The sequence below is a fragment of the Synechococcus sp. J7-Johnson genome, assembly GCF_024345795.1.
GTDB lineage: Bacteria > Cyanobacteriota > Cyanobacteriia > PCC-6307 > Cyanobiaceae > Regnicoccus_A.
The window spans coordinates 56,797-71,201 of sequence record NZ_JAGQBU010000013.1 but is presented as its reverse complement, the minus strand read 5'-3'; the positions used below and the strand labels follow the sequence as shown (position 1 = coordinate 71,201).

Below are 14,405 nucleotides of genomic sequence, written 5' to 3'. Positions count from 1 at the left end.
GGCGAAGTAGGTTTTCAGATCAGCAGTTGTAAGGTCGTCAGGGCAGCGGTTGAAGAAGCCTGCGATGCGGCGTACAGCCCTGGCGTAGCCGTCGATCGTCTTGCCCCGTTTGCCCTGCAGCGTGAGGGCCTGCAGGTGCTGGGCATAGAGCTGGTCGAATCGCTCCTGTTCGTGTTGTTCCATGGTGAGGTTCCTCCCCAATGGGATGGAAGAAATGACACACACTTGAGGGTGTGCATCCTTCACTGTGGAACTGCGAAATCGACTGGCGAACGAGCCTGCTGCTGGAGCCCAGGCTGCCCGCCAATCAACTCATCAGTTTCTGGCCATCTTGCATGACTCTGACTATGCTGGCTTTGAATCTGCCGCGCAGCGGCTTAGTCCAACTACCCCCTGGTCCTTGGCTGCAATCGAGAAAGCATTGCTGGCGCTTTTTCAGGAGTCCCTATTTCTGATCCTTCACCTGTTTGGCCCGAGTGATCCGCTACTCACTCAACCTCCGCTCCACGTGGGAATAGTGATGCAGGGTTGGCTGAGACAATTCAACTTTGATCCCCTCAAGCGCCTCCGCACTTTTGAGCTGCGAGGACTGGCTTTCTTGATGCTGAACGCGCCTTCGCCGGCCGAGTACTGGAGTTGGAGCTTCTCTTGCGCGACTAAGGTGAGGTACGGACCGTCTACCAGGGACTGCTGATGGCTTGGGTGGTCATGATAATCTACACACAGTGTTCCATTTAGCACAAAATCTATTCCATATGTAAGGCCAATGCAAGAGAGCGCCTTCATTTTTGCCACCACTTCTCTTGAAAATCCGATCCGATCGAATCTTCCGCGTGTGGATGCGCATGTTATCCAGCCCCAAGAGTATGTCGCGATCCCAGAAATCACGGAAGCCGATCTGGCCCGTGCTGTATTCAATGAGCCCCGCACGCACGAACTGCCTCAGTAGACCTTTTCCCCCGGCAATCACCCCCCGCACCCCACACCGAAGCTGCTCGCAATCCCCTTGTCGCCTTGGAATCAGATGCCAGTGCGCTTGAAACACCGTCTGCCCTGCCGCCTCCCCTGAATTCCGCCCCTCGTTCCAGCCGCTGATCCTGGCGTCCTGGGCACGCAGCTGCTTCAGCAGCACCGCCACGGCGTTCCACTCCGGCTGGTGCAGCGCCAACCCTTCGGCCACATGGCGCCGGGGGATCACGAGACTGTGGCCCGGCGTCACCGGGTGCGCGTCGGCGATGCACATCGCCAGCTCGTTCTCCAGCAGCACCCGGCCGCTGCCCTCCAGCGCACAGAACACGCAGCCCGCCTCGCGTCTGGCGTAGCTGGCCTGCAGGCCGCGGAAGTCGGTGCGATCGGTGTCGCGCTTGCCGGCGTTGCAGCGGAAGCAGAGGGCCTGCAGGTTGCTGAGGTCGCCTGTGCCGCCCTGGTTCCTGGGCACGATGTGATCCACCTCCAGGGCCCGTTGGGATTCATGGGCCCCGCAGCACTCGCAGCGACCCTTGGCGCGGGTGAGTACCCGGTATTTGATCGAGCCGCTGATTGGCGTGCGGTGGCGGCTGCGGTGGGCGAACACCTCCTCGCCCCGCTGCTCGCGGAAGGCGTCGAGGCGCTGGCAGCAGAGCTGCAGCAGCTCATCGCGCTCGGCGTCGTTCAGCTGCTCGCCCCCACCAGGGCGTAGCTGCCCTTCTCGTAGCGGGTGATGCCGTTGCCGGTGAGCACCTTCCGCACCATCCGTTTCACCCGTTCCGTGTAGTAGTCGATCTGGGTCATGTCCTCCCCCAGGATCCGCCGGGCCACGTCCTGCGCCGGGGCGGGGCTGCGGCGGCCCAGCAGTTCCATGAGCATCAGGGGTTGGTAAATGTGGCTCATGCGCATGCGCTGAGCGATGTACTGCCGCAGGCGCTCGTAGGTGGCGGTGGGGGGCGGTGGCATGGGGGCATGGTGGCGGCAGCAGGGTGCCTGGACCAGGTGTGGCTTTGGGCGGCCCGTCAGGGAGGCGACCCTGCTGGGATCCCTTCTGGTGTGCGCGTGTGGCGGCTGCTGCTAACCCGGCGTCGGTTGTGGCTGCGCCACCCCAGCCCCTCTTCCGCTCCGCCGAAGCATGCGGAGGAGATGGCCGCCTTGGCGGCGGAAATCAGATCCACGGCTACCACCGCCGCGGCCCCCGGCTGGGATCCAGTCCAGAATGGGTCCATGGCTGCCCCGTCGAACCAGGAAACCTCCCTCTCCCAGCGGCTCCTGGGCGCCCGAGAGGAGGTGCTTGCCGTGGCTCACCGTCATGGGGCCCGCAACCTGCGGATCTATGGCTCGGTGGCCAGCGGCCAGGATCGGCCCGACAGCGACTTGGACCTTCTGGTGGATCTTGAGCGGGGCTGTTCCCTGCTGGAGGTGATCGCTCTTCGGCAGGAACTGGAAGCTCTCTTGAATTGCCAGGTGGATCTGGCGGAAGCAGCGCAGCTGCATCCATTGATCCGCGATCAGGTCATCGCGCAAGCAACAGCGTTGTGAGCAAGGATCTCCTTTACCTCACCAGCATTTCCGAAGCCCTTGAGCGCATTACTCTCTACACCATGGAAGGCCGCTCAGCTTTTCTTGCTTCCACGCTTGTGCAGGATGGAGTGATCCGCAATCTGATCGTGATCGGCGAGGCCGTGAAGAATCTGTCGCCCGACCTTCGCGATACCGAAACGACCACCCCTTGGAAATCCATCGCCGGCATGCGGGACGTTCTTATTCATGATTATCTGCGTGTGAATCTCGAGCAGGTCTGGGAAACCGTGGCGCGTGACCTACCACCCCTCGGTCTCACCGTTCGCTCACTGATTGAACGGCAAAGGAACGATTGATCTGCAAAGCGAGCATCGTCTGCTGCCCAAGAGACCCACCATGAACCCCCTGGATTGCCAGAGGCAGGTGATCCTGATGCTGGCAGCAACGTTCCAGCAGCGCGTCGCGCTCGCTGTCGCTCAGCTCCTCCGCGCCGATCAGGCTGTAGAGCCCATCGCCGTAGCGGGTGATGCCGTTGCCGGTCAGCACGCGGCCCACCATCCGTTTTCCAGGATCCGCCGGGCGATGTCCTGCGCCGGGGCCGGGCTGCGGCGGCCCAGCAGTTCCATGAGCATCAGGGGTTGGTAAATGTGGCTCATGCGCATGCGCTGGGCGATGTCGTCGCGCAGGTGCTCGTAGGTGGGGGAGGGGTGTGGGGGCATGGGGGCATCCTGGCTGGGGTGTGACGGGGGGTGGCATTGGTGGAGGAGAAGCTATGGCCCCCCTCCCTCCATTGCCCTCCCACCCGATGGGACCGACGCCATGCCTCCCTGCTGATCTGGCCCACGGGCACGGAGGTAGACACTGTCTACCCATGAAGCTAGGGTGCAAGGAGGTTTGCGGCAGAGCCGTGGCTACCACCTCCCGCCTCAGCTGGAACCTGCGGGTCTCGCCCGACGATCAGGCCCTGATCGATCGCGCCGTCCGTGCCTCCGGCCTCACCCGAACCGACTTCGTTCTGCAGGCGGCCCGCCATGCCGCCCGTGAGCTGCTGGTACAGCAAGCCTGGCAGGCCATTTCGCCTGAACAATTTGACCTGTTTCTTCGCCAGCTCGATGCTCCGCCCAGCCCATCGGATCGCCTGCAACGCACCCTGACGGCACCGAAGCCCTGGCAGCGCTGATCGATCTGCAGGCGCCGCAGCCGCTGGCGCCGCATCACAGCACCGTCGGCTTTGACTGCGGCGACTCCAGCCTCAACCACTGGTTCCTGCAGCGTGCCCACTCCAACCAGCAGAGCGGTGCGACGCGAAGCTTCGTGGTGTGCAACAGCGACGGGATCGTCAAGGCCTATGTGGCTCTGGCCTCCGGCGCGGTTGCCGTGGCCTCAGCCCCTGGGCGTTTTCGGCGCAACATGCCCGACCCCATCCCCGTGGTGGTGCTGGCGCGGCTGGCGGTCTGCCGCAGTGTCCAGGGACGCGGCATCGCTCGCGCCCTGCTCGCCGATGCGTTTGAGCGGGTGCTGCAGGCCAGCACTCAGATCGGCGTGCGCGGCATCGTGGTTCATGCGGCCTCCGATCAAGCCCGCAGCTTCTATCTGCACATGGGCTTCGATCCCTCGCCCATAGACCCCGACACCCTGCTGATCCGTCTCTCCGATGTGGCGGCAACCTTGCCTTTCTGATCTGTCCCGCGCAGGGCGTCGCTGGCCTGCATCCCGCTTGCCGTCGTTGCAGCGGAAGCAGAGGGCCTGCAGGTTGCTGAGGTCGCCTGTGCCGCCCTGGTTCCTGGGCACGATGTGGTCCACCTCCAGGGCGTGCTGGTGCTCGTGCCCCGCAGCACTTGCAGCGGCCCCTGGCGCATAGGTGAACCCGGACTTTCACCGAGCCGCTGATCGGCGTGCGGTGGCGGCTGGCGTCGTTCAGCTGCTCGCCCCCCACCAGGGCGTAGCTGCCCTTCTCGTAGCGGGTGATGCCGTTGAAGGTGAACCTTGCCCACCATGCGCTCCCCAGGATCCGCCGGGCCACGTCCTGCGCCGGGGCCGGGCTGTGGCGGCCCAGCAGTTCCATGAGCATCAGGGGTTGGTAGATGTGGCTCATGCGCATGCGCTCGGCGATGAAGTGCCGCAGGCGCTGGTAGGTGGCGGAGGGGGGCGGGGACATGGGGGCATCTTCGCTGGGCTGTGACGGGGGGGGCACTGGTTAGGAAGAAGCCTTGCTGCCGTGTCCTCGATCCCTCCCATCGCGTTGTCCGCCTTGGAGCGTGCCTACGCTGAGTTCTCAGCCGTCCGTCGTGGCGATGACACCCATGTCTGACCTCCTGCGACTGCCACAGTGCGAGCGGCTCGCCCTGGCGATCGCCCTCTGGGACAGCCTGGACGAGGAGACCCGAGATGGTGCGCTCCCCCTCGATTCCGCTCTCTGCGCTGAACTGGATCGGCGCTGGGCGGCGCATCTCAGCAACCCTGATGCAGCTCTGGCCTGGGATGAGGTGCTCAGCCAGCTCGGCATCGGATGACGCTCCGTGCAGTCCGATTCCTGCCGGAGGCGCTGGAGGAGCTCCTGGAAACCCAGCGCTGGTACGGCAAGCGCGCGCCAGCGTTGGCCAGGGACTTTGCCGAAACCGTTGCTGCTGCGATGGAGCGCGTTCGCCACAATCCCCAATCCTTCCCCTTCATTCACGGCCGGCCCCTGGCCGAGCTCCTGCTTTCGGCGATGGCTGTGTGCGAGCGCTCGACGGTGGTGGCACTGGGTGAGGGAACAGCCTTGTTGGAGTGCCTACGATGGAATCCATCCTTGGTGCTGTGGTGGGCATGAACCTGCCGGTTCCCCCCAGCCTTGATTAGCTGCGGCGTCTCGCGCCGACGCTCCAGGCCTTGGCGGCTGCCCATGGAGGAGTGGAGTTGCGCGTCTTCGGCTCTGTGGCCCGCGGTGGCGCTCAGCCGGCCAGTGATCTCGACCTGTTGGTTGATTTCCCGGCAAGTCCCAGCCTCGAGCAGTTCATGGACCTCAAGCTCGCGCTGGAAGACCTCCTCAACGTCCGCGTCGACCTGGTGACCCGTAACGGCCTTCGTGCTGAGCTACGCGAGCGGATTGAGCGCGAGGCGGTTTCCCTTGCCTGAGGAGAGCGGGGCTTCTGCGCCAAAGTGAGCCGCTACACGGAAGGGCTGGATCAACAGCAATTCCTTGCAGACGAGCTGATCGTCGACGCGGTTCTCCGCAACCTGGAACTTCTCGGCGAAGCCTCCAAACTGGCGGCGTATTGCCGGGCTCCGTGATGTTCTGGCCCATGCCTATTTCGGCCTGGAGGACGAGACGATCTGGCAGACCGTCTGCTTCAGCATTCCTGCACTGGTCGAGCAGCTCACTGTGGTGGCAATGATCGAGCTGCCTGATCAGTGCTAACCGAGAACCTGCCGGTGCTCACTGACGAACCCCGGAAGTCGGCATGGCAGCAGGGAAAGCAGAGGGCTTGCACGTTGCGCGAAAGTCTGTGCCTCCGAGATGATGGGTGCCACCTCCAAGGCCCTTTGGTGCTCAAGGACCGCGCAGCACTCGCAGCGGACCTTGGCGCGCGTGAGCACCCGGTAGTTCACCGAGCCGCTGATCGGTGTGCGGTGGCGGCTGCGGTGGGCGAACACCTCCTCGCCCCGCTGCTCGCGGAAGTCGTCGAGGCGCTGGCGGCAGAGCTGCAGCAGCGCGTCGCGCTCGGCGTCGTTCAGCTCAACTGCTTTTCTTCGAGAAGGCTGCGCCTACGCAGAGGCCTTCGGCTATGCCGCCCACCAGAGCGGTGCGGCCCGGATTGAAGTCAGATCGACGTGCCGATGCACGGTTTCATGGCCATCGCAACGGGTCAGCCTGTGGCTGAGAGTGAGCGTGCTCTCATGGGTCGGCAGACGAACCAGGCAACGCCAGCCTGATGTGTTCCTCCCTCGGCTGGAGTGCCAACCCCACGCCAGTGCAGACGTCGCCAGCTCAGCTAGAACGAACGCACAACCCTGTCGCCGGATATGAGCCGTTCGGCCTTTCTTCAAGCCATGCCTTTCTGCACACCACCATGGAGATGACGCCCCAACCTCCCCCGGCAGCCTTGCTGCCGAGCCTGCCTGTGGCGGAATGGCAGGACACTTACACCACATTGCACCTGTGGACTCAGATCGTTGGCAAGATCCGGCTGGCGCTCATGCCCGCGATCAATCACTGGTGGCAGTCAACGCTCTATGTGACCCCGCGCGGGCTGACCACGGGCACCCTTCCCTATCAGACGCGTACGTTTGAAATCCGGTTCGACTTTCTTGAGCATCAGCTGCGCCTTGAGGCAAGTGATGGAGCAAGCCGCAGCATCAAGTTGGCACCGCGGTCAGTCGCCGATTTCTACCGGGCGGTGATGGCGGCACTGAAAGAACTTGAGATCGACGTCTCAATCTGGACCATGCCCCAGGAGATGGTCGACCCCATACTCTTCGAACACGACGAACTGCATGCTGCCTACGATTCGGCTTCCGTGCAGCGTTTTTGGCAGATTCTGGTGCAGGCTGATCGAATCCTGACTGTCTTCAGATCCAGGTTCATTGGAAAGTCGAGTCCAGCACATTTCTTCTGGGGCAGTTTCGATCTGGCAGTCACACGATTCTCCGGGCGAACTGCACCTCCTCATCCCGGTGGAGTGCCTGGAATGGCCGATTGGGTCACAAGAGAAGCCTACTCTCATGAGGTGAGCAGTTGCGGCTTCTGGCCCGGTGGAGGCTCAATTGAGGAGCCCGTCTTCTACGCCTATGGTTACCCTGCACCTGAAGGATACAGCGCATGCCCCGTCAAACCAAAGGAGGCATTCTATAGCTCGGAGCTGCAGGAGTTCATCCTGCCCTATGAGGTGGTGAGGCAGGCTGGTGATCCAGATGCCGTCCTCCTTGCGTTTCTCCAGAGCACCTATGAAGCCGCAGCCAATCTCGGCCATTGGGATCGGATGGCCCTGGAGCGCACCTCAACGGCGTAAGGGCCAGTCGCTGCCAGGTCAAGGATGTTCCTGAAGAATGCTTGAAACCATGGTGAATAGACAAAGACGATCTCCCCAGATGCCCAAAGGCAGACTGGAAGCATTCAGTGATGGGGTCATCGCCATCATCATCACCATCATGGTGCTGGAGCTGAAAGCACCGGATCAGCCGGATCTGGCTGCGATGCGTGCTCTGATTCCAGCATTTCTCAGCTATGTGCTGAGCTTTGTGTATGTTGGCATCTACTGGAACAATCACCATCATCTGTTTCAAGTAGTCAAGCACGTGAACGGTTCAACCCTGTGGGCAAACCTGCATCTGTTGTTCTGGTTGTCACTCTTTCCCTTCGCCACCGCCTGGATCGGTGAAAATCATTTCGCGGCGCTGCCCGTGGCCTTCTATGGCGTCGTTCTGCTACTGGCTGCAGTCGCCTACTTCACGCTCACGCGCACACTTGTGTTTTATCACGGAGAAGACTCCACACTGGCCAGAGCCCTTGGCCGTGATCTCAAAGGAAAGCTGTCCTTGTTGATCTATGCAGCGGCGATTCCACTGGCCTTTGCCAACTCCCGGCTGGCGTGTGCTCTCTACGTCCTGGTTGCAGTGCTGTGGCTCCTTCCCGATCGCCGGATTGAAAAGGCAATGAGCACATAAAATCTGGTTTCCTGATGCGCCAGGAAGCAGCAGAGTACGCTTCACTTGAGTCGCTCCAACCACGGCGTTCCATTCCGACTGGTGCAGCGTCAGCCCATCCGCCACGTGCCGGCGAGGAATCACCAGGCTGTGGCCCGGCGTCACCGGGTAGGCATCGGCGATGCACAGCGCCAGTTCGTTCTCCAGCAGCATCCGGTCGCTGCCCTCCAGCGCGCGGAACACACAACCCTCCTGCCTGTGCTGGTAGCTGGCGAGGAGTCCGCGAAAGTCGGTGCGATCCGTGTCCCGCTTGCCGGCATTACAGCGGAAGAAGAGAGCCTGGAAGTTGGAGAGGTCGTCGGGTCCTCCCTGGTTTCTGGGGATGATGTGATCCACCTCCAGGGCGCACTGGTGCTCGTGCGCGCCGCAGCACTCGCAGCGGCCTCGGGCACGGGTGAGCACGCGGTATTTGATCGAGCCGCTGATCGGCGTGCGGTGGCGGCTACGCCGCCCAACAGGCGGTCATGGTCATGGGCGTAGCTGGTCACGCCGTTGAGGGTGAGTCGACGATCTGGGTCACGCTCTCCCCGAGGATCCTGGAGGTCGACACCGTGAAGACCGTGCTGGCCCAGGCGGAGCTGCTGATACACCGGTGGTACTGGCGATTACAGCAGCCTCAGCCCCTTGGCCACCCGCGCCGTCTTCTCTTTCACCGGCTTTCCCGGCGACCCTGAGCGCCACGTTTACCTCCATCACGACGGCTACCCCACCGGAGCCGCCTGGCGCTTTGCGGCAGCCCTGCGTGAAGCCGCTGACGCCTCCGGGTTCCTTGTTGCCTTCCTGAGAAGCCAGCAGCAAGCTGAACCCCTGGCCAGCCCCGAGCAGGCCGCCGATGCCGAGTATCGCTACCGGGTGCGCCTTCCCCCCGGCACCGATCCCCACCTTGAGGTGCAGTGTTGGCGTCGGATTCCTGATAGCAGCAGCTGGAGTCCCCGTTGCGGTCCCATGCCGGCGGCTGCCTTCATCAAGCGGTTCTTGCCCGGTGATCAGCTTTGACCCGGCCAAGCGCCTGCGAACCCTGGAGCAGCGCGACCTTGATTTTCTTGATGCCGAGAGCGTGTTCGACGGGCCCGTGATCGAGATCCCCGATCGAAGGAGAGACTATGGTGAAATCAGAATCGTCTGCGTTGGATTGCTTCAAGGCCGGGCCGTGATCGTGGTCTACACGGAGCGCAACGGCATCAGGCACATCATCTCCATGCGAAAGGCCAATGAAAGAGAGCAACGTCGTTTTCTCCCCCACCTCTACTGACGGTGAGATCCACTCTGATCTTCAGCGTGTGGATGCCCATGTCATCCAACCCGAAGAATACGAAGAGATCCCTGAAATCACGGAGGAAGATCTCATTGACGCCGTGATCAAACGCCCTGGCCAGCCAGATCAACCTTATTGGGCCAAACCAACCCAAGCCTCTTGACCCCATCGGCCTCAGTGCCTCAGGGCCTCCCGGTGGGCGTTCAGGAATGCCTCCTGCTCCCGGCTGAACGGCCGGATCAGATTTGGCCCATCGATGCTCAGTGGGACTGCTCCAGGGCGTTCAGCACCTCATCGGCATCAAGGCCCGGGTTGCCGTCCGCCAGGAAGCTCTCCAGCCGTTGCGCCAGGGGGAGGGTCAGCAAGTCATTCACCACATGCCGTGCCGGCAGGGCCGGAGACCAGATGCTTTCACGGTAGCGGGGGCCTGCAGACGCGTCGCCCTCGCAGCCCCAGCGCTTTTCCGGCAGCACCTTGCCCACCATCCGCATTCCAGAATCCGCCGGGCCGCGTCCTGCGCCGGGGCCGCCGAAAAGGTATAGAATCAGCAATGTATGGAGTTCGCTTTCGATCCGGTCAAGAGTGTCTCCAACCTTGCCAAGCACGGCATCGACTTCCTTGCTGCCCAGCAGCTCTGGAACGATTCGCAGCTCCTGGAGCTTCCGGCCCGCATTACCGGGGAACCAAGATTCCTGGTGATCGGCAGGATTGGCCTCAAGCACTGGTCGGCTGTGATCACCTACCGCGACCAGTGCATCCGGTTGATTTCCGTTCGGCGGTCCAGACCAGAAGAGGTGGAGCTCTATGAACAGTTCTGATTTCGATCAACGTTTCGATGACGGCGAGTCCGTGCTCGACGCCCTCGACCTCGGCGGTGCCCGTCGCCGTCGGCTGGAGCAGAAACGCGTCAATGTCGACATCCCCGTGTGGATGATCGATCAGCTCGATCGCGAAGCCAGCCGCCTCGGCGTCACGCGTCAGTCGATCATCAAGGTGTGGCTGGCAGAGCGGCTGGAGCAGCGGACGTCTGCTTGAGCGCAGTGCTGTGACTTCTTTCCAGAAAGATAAGGCAGCAGAGGGGCTGGAGGCCACGGCTCAGTACTGCTGCTTGCCCTTGATAACCCCCCGAACGCCTCCGCGGGGAGATTTGTTATCACCTGTGCGCCTCGGAATCAGATGCCAGTGCGCATGAAACACCGTCTGCCCAGCCGCCTCGCCTGAGTTCAGCCCCGCATTTTTCCGCTGATCGTGGCGTCCTGGTCAAGCAGCTGCTCCCACCGGCGCTTGAGCAGCTCCACCTCCGCATTCCACTCCGGCTGGTGCAGCTCCAGCTCGTCGGCCCCATGGCGCTTGGGGATCACCAGGCTGTGCCCCTCACTCACCGGATAGGCATCGGCGATGCAGAGCGCCAGCTCGTTCTCCAGCAGCACCCGGCCGCTGCCCTCCAGCGCGCAGAACACACAACCCTCCTGCCTGTGCTGGTAGCTGGCGAGGAGTCCGCGAAAGTCGGTGCGATCCGTGTCCCGCTTGCCCGCATTGCAGCGAACATTTCTGGGGATGATGTGATCCACCTCCAGGGCGCACTGGTGCTCGTGCGCGCCGCAGCATTCGCAGCGGCCCCGGGCCCGGGTGAGTACTCGATACTTGATGGAGCCACTGATCGGGCTGCGGTGGCGGCTGCGGTGAGCAAACACCTCCTCGCCGCGCTGGGCGCGGAAGGCGTCAAGGCGCTGGCGGCAGAGGGCTAGAAGCTCGTCGCGTTCTTCTTCACTCAGCTCCTCTCCGCCGATCAGGCAGTAGGCGCCGTTGCCGTACGCAGTGATGCCGTTGCTGGTGAGCACCTTGCCCACCATCCGCTTCACCCGCTGCATGTAGTAGTCGATCTGGGTGACGTCTTCCCCCAGGATCCGCCGGGCGATGTCCTGCGCCGGGGCGGGGCTGTGGCGGCCCAGCAGTTCCATGAGCATCAGTGGTTGGTAGATGTGGCTCATGCGCATACGCCGCGTCACGTAGTCGCGCAGGCGTTCGTAGGTGGGGGAGGGGTGCCGAACCATGGGGGCATCCTGGCTGGGGTGTGACGGGGGGTGGCACTGGTAAGGAGAGGAGCACAGGCAAGACAGGCAGCCATGTCAGCTCGTGATCGACTTCGTCCTATCCCACCGCTTGGCGTGCCTACGTCTAGCGGTGGTAAGGTAACGGCGTGATCCGGTCGTTCCGTTGCCGCGACACCCAGGCCCTCTTTGAGGGGAAGCCGGGGCGCCGCTTTGGAAGCTTCGCTCGCGTGGCTTTCCGCAAGCTCGCCATCCTCGATGCGGCCGCCTGCCTCAACGATTTACAAGTTCCACCAGGCAATCGCCTGGAGTCGCTCAGGGGGAACCGCCATGGCCAGCACAGCATCCGCATCAACGACCAGTTCCGTCTCTGCTTTGTCTGGACAGAAGCAGGGCCAGAGGAGGTCGAGATCGTTGACTACCACTGACGTGATGCTTGTGCCCCCGGGCGAGGTGCTCCTGGAGGAGTTTCTGCGGCCGATGGGGATCAGCCAGTACCGGTTGGCGCTGGCGATCGGCGTACCGGAGAGCCGCATCAACGCCATCGTGAAAGGGCGGCGGGCGATCACTGCCGACACCGATCTGCGCCTGTGCCGTTTCTTCGGCCTGAGCGATGGTTTCTGGCTGCGGATGCAAGGGAGCCATGATCTGAAACTGGCCAGGCAGGCTCTGATCAGCGTGTTGCCGGCGATCGAGCCCATCCAGCCAATGGCATGAGCAGGGCTGGCGGCTGCAGGGCGCTTGGGCCAGGTCTGGCTTTGGGCGGCCCGTCAGGCTGGCGCCCCTGCTGGGATCCCTTCTGGCGTGGGCGCGTGGCGGCTGCAGCCAACCCGGCTCCGGGTGTGGCTGTGCCGCCCCAGTTCCGTTCATCCGAAGGACCGATGGGCAAGCCAGGGCAACGCCTGGTCCACCTGCGATGCCGTGGTCCGACAGGTGCCGTGCTGGCGGCGGATCGCAGGCGGTGGCTACTGGAATCCCCGCTCAACCCCCTGGAGCCGCGCGGCTTGAGGGGCCAACGCCGTTGTTTGATGACGTCTTCTGAGGATTTCAACCGAAGGGTGAGGCAGATCAGCTCGGCAATGAACACCCGCAGGCGCTGATTGGTGGCGGCGGGGGCGAGCTTGCCGTGCTTGGTGTCAGAATTGAGTTCAGAGGATGTAGGCCATGGCCAGCTCCATTCCAGGGCTCCAGCGCCTCCGTCAGGAGGCTGGACGCGTGCCGCTTCGGTCGCGGATCATCCGTGCAGTGGCCAGCTCCACAGCCATCGAAACGGGCCAGTCCATCTCCGTTATTGAAGGCCAGCTCGTGGCTCGGCAAACCCCTGCTGATCACCCCCACCAGGCAACACCTGCCTGAACAGCTGCTGCATCGGAGCGTTGTTCAACACAGCCCCAGCACGGATGGCGGCGAAATACTGCTCACGCTGCAGATCCCAGGCTGAATAGTCGAGAGGGCCGATGCCAGCCTGGCTCGCCATCACATCCGCCAGCGCCTCAACCAGTTCATCGACGGATTGGGGATCAAGGGGTGTGCGCCTGTTCAGCTGTTCGCGTTGAAAGGCCTCCAGAAGATCGGGCAGGAGATGGGCGCTCGCAAATGCAAAGTTCCCTTTGCTCAGGTTGAACCGGCGCACCGCTCCTGCCCATGGATAGACAGACTCCAGCCAGCGCCGATGCCACTCGATCACTTCCGCGACAGTGATTCGATGAGGTTCAGCCCCGTTGATGGAGATTCCCTCATAGAGATGAAGTAGTAGATCCTGCTCCACAGACTCCATGACCTCTGGATCTGTGATTCCCAATCGGTTATGCAGAACCAAGCCATTGGAGCCGGGCTAACACTCCGCGGCCGATCCAGCAACGGTGTAGCGGTTCATCGGCAAGCGATCTGCAGCAGTCCTTCCGGCTCAGAGAGCACCATCCAGCAACCGCCCCTCCCGGTAGGCCCTGCCGATCACATGGCTGCGCCAATGGCGGCGCTCCGCGCACTCCTGCTGGGAATTAAGCAGCAGATCCAGCGACACATCCGCCTGGGCCAGGCGGCCCCAGAGCTCGTTGAGCACCTCAAAGCGGTGGTGGTGCTCCAGCCAGGCATCCGGTGCGGTGATCAGCAGGTCGATGTCCGACTCCGGCCCCGCCGTGCCACGGGCCCGGGAGCCGTAGCCGAAGGCTTCTCCGCAGTAGTACAGGCGTACTTCCGCACCCGGGATCCTCTGCTGGATCACAGCCGCCATCCCCTGGAGGCGTCGGTCCATCGGTGGTGGCGACGTTGCGGCGGTCATGGGCCCATTCTGGAGGCCTGCTTCAGCTCTGTGGCTCGTTCTTCAGCAGCACCCGGCTTCTGGCCTCCTGCCTGTGCTGGTAGCTGGCGAGGAGTCCGCGAAAGTCGGTGCGATCGGTGTCCCGTTTGCCGGCATTGCAGCGGAAGCAGAGGGCCTGGAAGTTGGAGAGGTCGTCGGGTCCTCCCTGGTTTCTGGGGATGATGTGATCCACTTCCAGGGCGCACTGGTGCGGGATTTGCTGAGCAACAGCCCGCGCCGCAGCACTCGCAGCGGCCCCGGGCGCGGAAGGCGTCCAGGCGCTGGCGGCAGAGGTGCTGCAGCGCGTCGCGCTCGGCGTCGCTCAGCTCCTCTCCGCCGATCAGGCAGTAGACGCCGTTGCCGTAGGCAGTGATGCCGTTGCTGGTGAGCACCTTGCCCACCATCCGCTTCACCCGCTGCATGTAGTAGTCGATCTGGGTGACGTCTTCCCCAAGGATCCGCCGGGCGATGTCCTGCGCCGGGGCGGGGCTGTGGCGGCCCAGCAGTTCCATGAGCATCAGTGGTTGGTAGATGTGGCTCATGCGCATACGCCGCGTCACGTAGTCGCGCAGGCGTTCGTAGGTGGGGGAGGGGTGCGGGGGCATGGAGCGATGGTGGCGGTGGC

27 protein-coding genes and 2 pseudogenes are annotated in these 14,405 nt (G+C 63.1%); 16 read left to right on the top strand and 13 right to left on the bottom strand.

Annotated features, from left to right (window positions below; genetic code table 11):
* The 4 genes from KBY93_RS08740 to KBY93_RS08725 form a co-directional block, all read right to left on the bottom strand.
* A partial coding sequence (locus KBY93_RS08740; protein WP_255093927.1) for a phage integrase N-terminal SAM-like domain-containing protein occupies positions 1 to 183 on the bottom strand: 183 nt, incomplete at its 3' end.
* A 523-nt stretch (positions 184 to 706) separates the two neighbouring features.
* Positions 707 to 1,573, bottom strand: a complete 867-nt coding sequence (locus tag KBY93_RS08735; RefSeq protein WP_255093926.1) for an HIT domain-containing protein — start codon at positions 1,571 to 1,573, stop codon at positions 707 to 709.
* 77 nt (positions 1,574 to 1,650) lie between these two features.
* Positions 1,651 to 1,932: a hypothetical protein gene (locus tag KBY93_RS08730; protein ID WP_255093925.1), complete on the bottom strand. Its 282-nt coding sequence runs from the start codon at positions 1,930 to 1,932 to the stop codon at positions 1,651 to 1,653.
* 56 nt (positions 1,933 to 1,988) lie between these two features.
* On the bottom strand, positions 1,989 to 2,195 hold the full coding sequence (locus tag KBY93_RS08725; protein WP_255093924.1) for a hypothetical protein: 207 nt from the start codon (positions 2,193 to 2,195) through the stop codon (positions 1,989 to 1,991).
* On the opposite strand from KBY93_RS08725, the gene KBY93_RS08720 reads away from it, so the two are divergent.
* Positions 2,194 to 2,508, top strand: coding sequence for a nucleotidyltransferase family protein (locus KBY93_RS08720; RefSeq protein ID WP_255093922.1), 315 nt, complete (start codon positions 2,194 to 2,196; stop codon positions 2,506 to 2,508). The genes KBY93_RS08725 and KBY93_RS08720 overlap by 2 nt on opposite strands.
* Positions 2,505 to 2,846 carry a DUF86 domain-containing protein gene (locus KBY93_RS08715; RefSeq protein WP_255093921.1) on the top strand — a complete coding sequence of 114 codons (342 nt, stop codon included), beginning with the start codon at positions 2,505 to 2,507 and terminating at the stop codon, positions 2,844 to 2,846. The genes KBY93_RS08720 and KBY93_RS08715 overlap by 4 nt, the downstream gene beginning before the upstream one ends.
* On the opposite strand, the gene KBY93_RS08710 is transcribed toward KBY93_RS08715, so the two are convergent.
* The gene (locus KBY93_RS08710) at positions 2,806 to 3,048 is read right to left on the bottom strand and encodes a hypothetical protein (RefSeq protein ID WP_255093919.1); all 243 of its coding nucleotides are present in this window, start codon (positions 3,046 to 3,048) and stop codon (positions 2,806 to 2,808) included. The two genes, KBY93_RS08715 and KBY93_RS08710, sit on opposite strands and share 41 nt — an antisense overlap.
* Positions 3,030 to 3,209: a hypothetical protein gene (locus KBY93_RS08705; protein WP_255093917.1), complete on the bottom strand. Its 180-nt coding sequence runs from the start codon at positions 3,207 to 3,209 to the stop codon at positions 3,030 to 3,032. Before KBY93_RS08705 ends, KBY93_RS08710 begins: the two co-directional genes overlap by 19 nt.
* A 188-nt stretch (positions 3,210 to 3,397) precedes the next feature.
* On the opposite strand from KBY93_RS08705, the gene KBY93_RS08700 reads away from it, so the two are divergent.
* From KBY93_RS08700 to KBY93_RS08665, 8 genes and pseudogenes are all read left to right on the top strand, one after another.
* Positions 3,398 to 3,670, top strand: a complete 273-nt coding sequence (locus tag KBY93_RS08700; RefSeq protein WP_255093915.1) for a DUF1778 domain-containing protein — start codon at positions 3,398 to 3,400, stop codon at positions 3,668 to 3,670.
* 137 nt (positions 3,671 to 3,807) lie between these two features.
* Positions 3,808 to 4,170, top strand: coding sequence for a GNAT family N-acetyltransferase (locus KBY93_RS08695; protein WP_255093914.1), 363 nt, complete (start codon positions 3,808 to 3,810; stop codon positions 4,168 to 4,170).
* A 623-nt stretch (positions 4,171 to 4,793) separates the two neighbouring features.
* On the top strand, positions 4,794 to 5,003 hold the full coding sequence (locus tag KBY93_RS08690; RefSeq protein ID WP_255093913.1) for an addiction module protein: 210 nt from the start codon (positions 4,794 to 4,796) through the stop codon (positions 5,001 to 5,003).
* Positions 5,000 to 5,302, top strand: coding sequence for a hypothetical protein (locus tag KBY93_RS08685; RefSeq protein ID WP_255093912.1), 303 nt, complete (start codon positions 5,000 to 5,002; stop codon positions 5,300 to 5,302). Before KBY93_RS08690 ends, KBY93_RS08685 begins: the two co-directional genes overlap by 4 nt.
* Positions 5,303 to 5,331: 29 nt before the next feature.
* Positions 5,332 to 5,607: a nucleotidyltransferase family protein gene (locus tag KBY93_RS08680; protein WP_255093931.1), complete on the top strand. Its 276-nt coding sequence runs from the start codon at positions 5,332 to 5,334 to the stop codon at positions 5,605 to 5,607.
* A gap of 24 nt (positions 5,608 to 5,631) precedes the next feature.
* Positions 5,632 to 5,890, top strand: a pseudogene (locus KBY93_RS08675) (DUF86 domain-containing protein).
* A gap of 514 nt (positions 5,891 to 6,404) precedes the next feature.
* On the top strand, positions 6,405 to 7,481 hold the full coding sequence (locus KBY93_RS08670; protein ID WP_255093910.1) for a DUF5996 family protein: 1,077 nt from the start codon (positions 6,405 to 6,407) through the stop codon (positions 7,479 to 7,481).
* Between the two features lie 79 nt (positions 7,482 to 7,560).
* On the top strand, positions 7,561 to 8,136 hold the full coding sequence (locus KBY93_RS08665; protein ID WP_255093908.1) for a TMEM175 family protein: 576 nt from the start codon (positions 7,561 to 7,563) through the stop codon (positions 8,134 to 8,136).
* A 72-nt stretch (positions 8,137 to 8,208) separates the two neighbouring features.
* Here the strand turns inward: KBY93_RS08665 and KBY93_RS08660 are convergent.
* Positions 8,209 to 8,577: pseudogene (locus KBY93_RS08660) on the bottom strand (HNH endonuclease); the annotation flags it as partial.
* Positions 8,578 to 8,799: 222 nt separating this feature from the next.
* Between KBY93_RS08660 and KBY93_RS08655 the strand changes: the two are divergent.
* Entirely contained in the window at positions 8,800 to 9,171 is a 372-nt protein-coding gene (locus tag KBY93_RS08655) for a hypothetical protein (RefSeq protein ID WP_255093906.1), read from the top strand.
* A complete protein-coding gene (locus KBY93_RS08650; RefSeq protein WP_255093905.1) occupies positions 9,158 to 9,427 on the top strand; it encodes a BrnT family toxin in 270 nt (89 codons plus the stop codon). The genes KBY93_RS08655 and KBY93_RS08650 overlap by 14 nt, the downstream gene beginning before the upstream one ends.
* 263 nt (positions 9,428 to 9,690) lie before the next feature.
* Here KBY93_RS08650 and KBY93_RS08645 read toward each other — a convergent pair whose 3' ends face one another.
* Positions 9,691 to 9,915: a hypothetical protein gene (locus tag KBY93_RS08645; RefSeq protein WP_255093903.1), complete on the bottom strand. Its 225-nt coding sequence runs from the start codon at positions 9,913 to 9,915 to the stop codon at positions 9,691 to 9,693.
* A 69-nt stretch (positions 9,916 to 9,984) separates the two neighbouring features.
* Here KBY93_RS08645 and KBY93_RS08640 point away from each other — a divergent pair, with 69 nt between their 5' ends.
* The gene (locus KBY93_RS08640; RefSeq protein ID WP_255093902.1) at positions 9,985 to 10,248 is read left to right on the top strand and encodes a BrnT family toxin; all 264 of its coding nucleotides are present in this window, start codon (positions 9,985 to 9,987) and stop codon (positions 10,246 to 10,248) included.
* Entirely contained in the window at positions 10,235 to 10,465 is a 231-nt protein-coding gene (gene brnA, locus KBY93_RS08635) for a type II toxin-antitoxin system BrnA family antitoxin (RefSeq protein WP_094555286.1), read from the top strand. Before KBY93_RS08640 ends, brnA begins: the two co-directional genes overlap by 14 nt.
* 60 nt (positions 10,466 to 10,525) lie before the next feature.
* On the opposite strand, the gene KBY93_RS16275 is transcribed toward brnA, so the two are convergent.
* Positions 10,526 to 10,657: an HIT family protein gene (locus tag KBY93_RS16275; RefSeq protein WP_399222871.1), complete on the bottom strand. Its 132-nt coding sequence runs from the start codon at positions 10,655 to 10,657 to the stop codon at positions 10,526 to 10,528.
* The gene (locus tag KBY93_RS08630; protein ID WP_255093901.1) at positions 10,654 to 11,484 is read right to left on the bottom strand and encodes an HIT domain-containing protein; all 831 of its coding nucleotides are present in this window, start codon (positions 11,482 to 11,484) and stop codon (positions 10,654 to 10,656) included. The genes KBY93_RS16275 and KBY93_RS08630 overlap by 4 nt, the downstream gene beginning before the upstream one ends.
* Before the next feature lie 146 nt (positions 11,485 to 11,630).
* Between KBY93_RS08630 and KBY93_RS08625 the strand changes: the two genes are divergently transcribed.
* On the top strand, positions 11,631 to 11,909 hold the full coding sequence (locus KBY93_RS08625; RefSeq protein ID WP_255093900.1) for a type II toxin-antitoxin system RelE/ParE family toxin: 279 nt from the start codon (positions 11,631 to 11,633) through the stop codon (positions 11,907 to 11,909).
* Positions 11,896 to 12,198, top strand: coding sequence for a HigA family addiction module antitoxin (locus tag KBY93_RS08620; protein WP_255093899.1), 303 nt, complete (start codon positions 11,896 to 11,898; stop codon positions 12,196 to 12,198). The genes KBY93_RS08625 and KBY93_RS08620 overlap by 14 nt, the downstream gene beginning before the upstream one ends.
* 571 nt (positions 12,199 to 12,769) lie before the next feature.
* On the opposite strand, the gene KBY93_RS08615 is transcribed toward KBY93_RS08620, so the two are convergent.
* From KBY93_RS08615 to KBY93_RS08605, 3 genes are all read right to left on the bottom strand, one after another.
* Entirely contained in the window at positions 12,770 to 13,258 is a 489-nt protein-coding gene (locus KBY93_RS08615; RefSeq protein ID WP_255093898.1) for a hypothetical protein, read from the bottom strand.
* A 129-nt stretch (positions 13,259 to 13,387) separates the two neighbouring features.
* On the bottom strand, positions 13,388 to 13,762 hold the full coding sequence (locus KBY93_RS08610) for a nucleotidyltransferase domain-containing protein (protein ID WP_255093897.1): 375 nt from the start codon (positions 13,760 to 13,762) through the stop codon (positions 13,388 to 13,390).
* A 22-nt stretch (positions 13,763 to 13,784) separates the two neighbouring features.
* Positions 13,785 to 13,973, bottom strand: a complete 189-nt coding sequence (locus KBY93_RS08605; protein ID WP_255093896.1) for an HNH endonuclease — start codon at positions 13,971 to 13,973, stop codon at positions 13,785 to 13,787.
* Positions 13,974 to 14,405 lie beyond the last annotated feature (432 nt).